The 6,265-nt window shown below is 41.4% G+C and carries 6 protein-coding genes; all 6 read left to right on the top strand.

What is annotated here, in order from left to right; genetic code table 11:
- Positions 1 to 102: 102 nt before the first annotated feature.
- The 6 genes from AB5213_RS15905 (at position 103) to AB5213_RS15930 (ending at position 6,097) form a co-directional block, all read left to right on the top strand.
- Positions 103 to 1,251: an ABC transporter ATP-binding protein gene (locus tag AB5213_RS15905; protein ID WP_055248611.1), complete on the top strand. Its 1,149-nt coding sequence runs from the start codon at positions 103 to 105 to the stop codon at positions 1,249 to 1,251.
- A gap of 2 nt (positions 1,252 to 1,253) precedes the next feature.
- On the top strand, positions 1,254 to 2,117 hold the full coding sequence (locus tag AB5213_RS15910) for a carbohydrate ABC transporter permease (protein WP_055297582.1): 864 nt from the start codon (positions 1,254 to 1,256) through the stop codon (positions 2,115 to 2,117).
- Positions 2,117 to 3,034, top strand: a complete 918-nt coding sequence (locus AB5213_RS15915) for a carbohydrate ABC transporter permease (RefSeq protein ID WP_055248607.1) — start codon at positions 2,117 to 2,119, stop codon at positions 3,032 to 3,034. The genes AB5213_RS15910 and AB5213_RS15915 overlap by 1 nt, the downstream gene beginning before the upstream one ends.
- Positions 3,035 to 3,138: 104 nt before the next feature.
- The gene (locus AB5213_RS15920; RefSeq protein WP_055248605.1) at positions 3,139 to 4,527 is read left to right on the top strand and encodes an ABC transporter substrate-binding protein; all 1,389 of its coding nucleotides are present in this window, start codon (positions 3,139 to 3,141) and stop codon (positions 4,525 to 4,527) included.
- A 21-nt stretch (positions 4,528 to 4,548) separates the two neighbouring features.
- Positions 4,549 to 5,289 (top strand): glycerophosphodiester phosphodiesterase, encoded by a 741-nt coding sequence (locus AB5213_RS15925; RefSeq protein ID WP_173686001.1) that lies wholly within the window; start codon positions 4,549 to 4,551, stop codon positions 5,287 to 5,289.
- Between the two features lie 4 nt (positions 5,290 to 5,293).
- Positions 5,294 to 6,097 (top strand): HAD-IIA family hydrolase, encoded by an 804-nt coding sequence (locus AB5213_RS15930; protein ID WP_173686002.1) that lies wholly within the window; start codon positions 5,294 to 5,296, stop codon positions 6,095 to 6,097.
- Positions 6,098 to 6,265: the final 168 nt, after the last annotated feature.

Here is a 6,265-nt window from a genome sequence, read left to right on the forward strand (position 1 = left end):
AGCAGAAATATGATAGCACTTTCAGAAGCTGAAATGTTATGATATTTCACGGACATAAGAGCAAGAACGAAGCCACATTCGTGGCTATGAAGGAGGAAAAAGATGGCTGAAATTGCGTTAAGAAATGTCTGTAAGCAATTTGATTCCACACATTATGGTGTAAAAGATTTTACCTTAGACATTCATGATAAAGAATTTGTGATTTTCGTAGGACCTTCCGGCTGTGGAAAATCTACAACACTTAGATTGATTGCAGGACTGGAAGATATTACAGATGGAGAACTCTGGATCGACGAAGAGCTCTGCAACTATCTGGAACCAAAGGAAAGAGAGATGTCAATGGTTTTTCAGAATTATGCTTTATATCCAAACATGACTGTTTATGGAAATATTGCTTACTCACTGAAAATCCGTAAGGTTCCGAAAAAAGAAATTGATCAAAGAGTCAGAGAAGTAGCAAGAATCCTTGAGATTGAATCTCTGCTTGACAGAAAACCGGCGGCATTATCCGGCGGGCAAAAGCAGCGTGTTGCGATTGGCGCGGCAATCATAAGACAGCCAAAAGCATTTCTTATGGATGAACCACTTTCCAATCTTGATGCAAAGCTTCGGGCGCAGATGCGTGTTGAATTGCAAAAGTTACATAAACAGTTAGATACCACCATCATTTATGTTACACACGATCAGACAGAAGCAATGACGCTTGGGACAAAAATCGTTGTCATGAAAGACGGTCTGATCCAGCAGGTAGATACCCCGCAGAACATTTACGATCATCCGGTAAATAAATTTGTCGCAGGATTTGTAGGTGCACCGACCATGAATTTTATCGAATGCGAAGTGGAAAAAGAATTTGATAAGACAGTCCTGTTATTTGCAACAACAGGACCAGTAAAAAAAGTATATCCAACTGGGCGTAATGAAGAAATTCTCCGGAAAGAATACCTGGGAAAACGTGTGACCCTGGGAATCAGACCGGAAGATATCTATGAATACGAAGAAGCAAAAGCCAGCGGATTTGCAAAAAACAGTGCCGGAATACGGGAAACCGTCGTTACCAGAGAAATGCTTGGAGCAGAAGTATTCCTGTATTTTGATGAACAGCACAGAACGCATGCTGTAAGGCTGGAGCCATCCAACCAGACAAAAGTAGGTGAAACGGTAGATCTGTATTTTGATCCAAATCGGATTCACATATTTGATACAGAGACAGAGGAAAATATTCTGAATCTATATAGGAAAGGATATTAAGAATGAAAAAAGAAAAGAATCTAAAAATTACACCGTACCTTTATCTGGTGCCGAGTATTCTGATCTTTGCAGTATTTTTGTTCTACCCATTTGTAAAGACAGTTTACTTAAGCCTTTTTATGACAAACAAAATGGGACAGGCAAAAATCTTTGTAGGTCTTCAGAATTATATAGATCTGCTTAGTTCAGAATCCTTTAGAAACAGTTTAAAAGTTACATTGGCCTTTGTTGTCATCGTTGTACTCGGCGGAATGCTCCTGGGATTGATTGCTGCAGTTCTTTGTAACAAAGCTTTTCCTGGAATCCGCGTATTCAGTACCGCTTACGCGCTTCCGATGGCGATCGCATCAAGCTCGGCAGCCATGATTTTCCAGATCATGCTCCATCCGGCAGTCGGAATTGTAAATAAGCTTCTCGGACTTGATATCAACTGGCTAAACGATCCAAACACCGCACTTTACTGTGTCGCGATCCTTACCGCATGGTTAAATAGCGGAATCAATTTTCTGTATTTTTCGGCAGGACTCGGAAATATTGACGAAACCATTTATGAAAGAGCATCGGTCGACGGTGCAAGCGGGGTTCAGCAATTTTTCAGCCTGACACTTCCGGGACTGTCACCGATCATGTTTTACACCGTTGTTGTAAACATCATTCAGGCATTCCAGTCATTCGGACAGATCAAGATCCTGACAGAAGGCGGACCGAATGAATCCACAAACGTAATCGTATACTCGATTTACAGAGATGCATTCTTTAACTATCGTTTTGGAAGTGCATCCGCACAGTCTGTTATCTTATTTGTCATTATCATGCTTGTAACATTGGTGATGTTCCGCATTGAGAAGAAGGGAGTAAATTACTAATGAGTCAGTTAAATAGTATGGCAATTCCGATGGAAGGAAAATATTCAAAAAGTGAACTTCTGGAATTAAAAAATAAAATGAACGCCAAGGCACTGGCGAAAAGAAGAAGTAAGACAGCACTGCGCCTTGCGGCAAATATCATTTTCGCAATCCTTGTACTGCTTCCGCTTTTATACGCGGTCAGCATTGCGCTGATGCCATCCAATGAATTATTTACAACGGATCTGAATCTTTTTCCGAAGCATCCGACACTGCAGAACTTCAAGGAGGCATTTACAACTGTTCCGCTTCTCCGGTTCATTTTAAATTCATTTATCATGGCAGGATGTATTACCATCGGACAGATCATTTCCTGTTCCCTTGCCGCATTTGCATTTTCCTTCCTGGAATTTAAGGGAAAAGGAATCCTTTTTGCAATTGTTATGGCAACCATGATGGTTCCTGGCGAAGCAACGATCATTTCCAATTATCTGACCGTCGGAAGCTGGGGGATTCTTGATACGTATGCGGTACTGATCATTCCGTATCTGACATCGGCGATGGGAATCTTTTTGTTCCGTCAGTTCTATATGACATTCCCGATGTCCCTGTATGAATCAGCAAAACTGGACGGATGCAGTAATTTGAAATTCATTATTAAGATTCTGATCCCGCTGACCAAGTCAGCAATCGGAGCTATGGCAGTTTATACTTTTATCAATGCATGGAATATGTATATGTGGCCACTTCTTGTAACCGGTTCCAACAACATGCGAACCGTACAGATTGGTATCAGTATGCTTGACAGTGTGGATTCGCAGTCCATTACCCTGATGATCGCAGGTGTTGTCATGATCATCATTCCGTCGATTTCGATTTTCATTATCGGACAGAAGCAACTGATCCGGGGAATGTTCTCAGGAGCTGTAAAGGGTTAATTCCTATACTGGAAACGGGAAAACATTCATTCCCGATCCTATATATGTGTAAATATTACACACAATTTCATCCAATTAGAAGAGATCACAACAGGAGGAAAATTATGAAGAAAAAAACAGTTTCATTATTACTTGTAGCAGCAATGGCAGTCGGAATGCTTGCAGGATGCGGTGGTGGAAAATCTTCCATCAGCCAGGATGGCTCATCCGATGCAGCAGAAGGCAATGAAAAAGCAGAAATGGCAGATGCAAAGGATGTAGACGGAACAACCATTACTTTCTGGCATTCTATGGGTGGAGTCAATGGACAGGCAATCGATACACTTGTCAAAAAATTTAATGATGAAAATGAATATGGAATTACTGTAGAAGCACAGTATCAGGGAGAATATGATGATTCTCTGAACAAATTAAAGAGCGCACAGATCGGAAATATGGGTGCAGATCTGGTACAGGTTTATGAAATCGGTACCCGTTTTATGATCGAATCCGGTTGGACAGTGCCAATGCAGGAAATGATCGATGCAGATAATTATGATGTATCCGAGATCGAACCGAACCTTGCTGCATATTATACGATTGATAATCAATTATATTCGATGCCTTTTAACTCATCTACCCCAATTATGTATTATAATAAAGATATGTTCGACAAAGCCGGTATTACAGAAATCCCGGACAGCCTGGAAGCAATCGATGAGATTGGCGATCAGTTAATGAGCAAAGGCGGTGCCGGAGAAGTAATGTCTCTTGGTATTTACGGATGGTTCTTCGAGCAGTTTATCGGAAAACAGGGTCTGGACTATGCCAATAACGGAAATGGGCGTGAAAAGGCCGCAACAGCAGTTGACTTTGACAAAAACGGTGCAGCCAAGAATATCCTGACCGCATGGCAGAAACTCAACAAAGACGGTTATGCTCCAATCGTCGGAAAAGGCGGTGATGCAGGACTTGCAGATTTCTCAGCCGGAAAGTCCGCAATCACACTTGGTTCTACAGCTTCATTAAAACAGATCCTGCAGGATGTAAACGGAAAATTTGAAGTGGGAACTGCATATTTTCCGAAGGTATCTTCAAGTGATGAAGGCGGAGTATCCATCGGTGGAGCTTCTCTGTGGGCACTGAACAATAAAGATCCAAAGAAACTCCGTGCAACATGGGAATTCGTAAAATTCCTGATCTCTCCGGAATCACAGGCATACTGGAATGCACAGACAGGATATTTCCCGGTTACCACAAAAGCACACGATGAACAGACATTCAAAGATAATATCGCGCAGTATCCTCAGTTCCAGACAGCAATCGATCAGCTCCATGATTCTTCACCGGAATATTGCGGTGCGCTTTTAAGTGTATTCCCGGAAGCAAGAGCAACTGTTGAGTCTGAAATCGAAAGCATGCTGAATGGAAAAGAAGATGTCGACACAGCAGTACAGAAAATGTCAGATTCGATCAACAAAGCGATCACTGACTACAATACTGTAAATAATTAAAAAGAATCGAGGCAATAAACATTGAGCAAAACAAAAATATTTGCACACAGAGGTGCAAGCGGATATGCACCGGAAAACACGTTGGAAGCATTTGCACTGGCAATCACACAGGGTGCTGACGGAATCGAGCTTGACGTACAGCTTACAAAGGATGGAATCCCGGTTGTGATCCATGATGAAACCATCGACAGAGTTACAGAAAAAAAGGGATGGGTCAAGGATTATACCTTAAAAAAGTTAAAAGAGCTTACAGTACTGAAAAACAAATTCCCGGAGTATTCCGCAGCAAAGATCCCAACCCTGGAAGAAGTACTGGATGCGGTAAAAGCATCCGGTATCCAGGTCAATATTGAGCTGAAAACAGGAATTTACTGGTATCCGGAAATCGAGCAGAAGGTTGCGGATCTTGTAAAAAAAGCCGGAATGGAAGAGCGGGTGATTTATTCTTCCTTTAACCATTACAGCATCCAGCAGATGAAGAAAATTGTGCCGGAAGCAGAAACCGCTTATCTGTACAGTGATGTGATCCTGAATGTTGCAGAGTATGCGAAGAATACAAAAGTAGACGGACTGCATCCGGCAGTATATCATGTAAAAATGGCAGATTTCCTGAAAGAATATCTAGGCAGCAATCTGAATGTCCGTGTCTGGACAGTCAATGAAAAAGCGGATATGAAATGGCTGATCGATGCAGGAGTAACTGCAATTATCACCAATTATCCAGACATGGCAGTGCAGATCAAAAAAGAAGCGGAAGTATAAGATCATGCTGGAAAATAAAAAACTTTTTCTGCTGGATATAGACGGTACGATCTGTAAAGGGAATCAGCTCGTTGAAGGATCCGCAGCTTTCCTAAAAGACATCAAGGCAAATGGCGGGCAGTTTGTATTTATCACAAACAATGCAACCAAGAGCATCGATGATTATATCAGATTTTTTCAGGTTCTTGGAATCCACACCGATTACACCAATTTCCTGACAGCATCCTATGTAACCATTGATTATCTGAAGAAAAATCATGCCGGAGAACTGATCTATGTGCTGGGAACCCGGTCCTTTATCCGGGAACTCAAAAAAAATAAAATCCACGTAACAAGCGATTGCGAGGATGAAGGAATTACCTGCGTTGTAGTTTCTTATGATAATCAGCTGACATATGAAAAATTATCTGATACATGTAAGCTGCTGAGTACAAAAAATGTGGATTATCTTGCAACAAATCCAGACTATGTATGTCCGATTGAATTTGGATTTGTACCAGACTGTGGCTCCATCTGTGAAATGCTTGCACATGCGGTAAAGCGAATGCCGTATTTTATTGGTAAGCCGCAGCCTGAAATGGTAGAACTTGCATTGCAGCGGAATCATTACCGGAAAGAAGAGACTTTAATCGTTGGAGACCGCCTGTATACGGATATCTTATGTGGATATCATGCCGGTGTTGAGACGGTACTGGTATTATCCGGTGAGGCAACTGAAGAAGAAGCAAAAGCATACGAACATCAGCCGGATTACGTGATGTCATCCGTTGATGAGTTGCATGAAGCATGGAGCAAAAGTATTTCTTAAATAAAAGAAAATATGTTTACTAAAACAGGGTATGTATGGCAAATGAAGCTGTACATACCCTGTCTGTATATTCAGGTCAATTCTTGATTGCACTTAAATGAAAAACTAAATTCCAGCTGTGGATTATCTCAGTAACTATGCGGGATTAAATTCTGTAATGCACCTTAA

Origin of the sequence: Coprococcus sp. RTP21204st1_G4_RTP21204_210225 (assembly GCF_040915385.1) — a bacterium.
GTDB lineage: Bacteria > Bacillota > Clostridia > Lachnospirales > Lachnospiraceae > Allocoprococcus > Allocoprococcus comes.

Bases quoted from the DNA above. Each gene is read 5' to 3' on its own strand.
- AB5213_RS15920 (WP_055248605.1), top strand. From the start codon at position 3,139: ATGAAGAAAAAAACAGTTTCATTATTACTTGTAGCAGCAATGGCAGTC.
- AB5213_RS15910 (WP_055297582.1), top strand. From the start codon at position 1,254: ATGAAAAAAGAAAAGAATCTAAAAATTACACCGTACCTTTATCTGGTG.
- AB5213_RS15905 (WP_055248611.1), top strand. From the start codon at position 103: ATGGCTGAAATTGCGTTAAGAAATGTCTGTAAGCAATTTGATTCCACA.
- AB5213_RS15930 (WP_173686002.1), top strand. From the start codon at position 5,294: ATGCTGGAAAATAAAAAACTTTTTCTGCTGGATATAGACGGTACGATC.
- AB5213_RS15915 (WP_055248607.1), top strand. From the start codon at position 2,117: ATGAGTCAGTTAAATAGTATGGCAATTCCGATGGAAGGAAAATATTCA.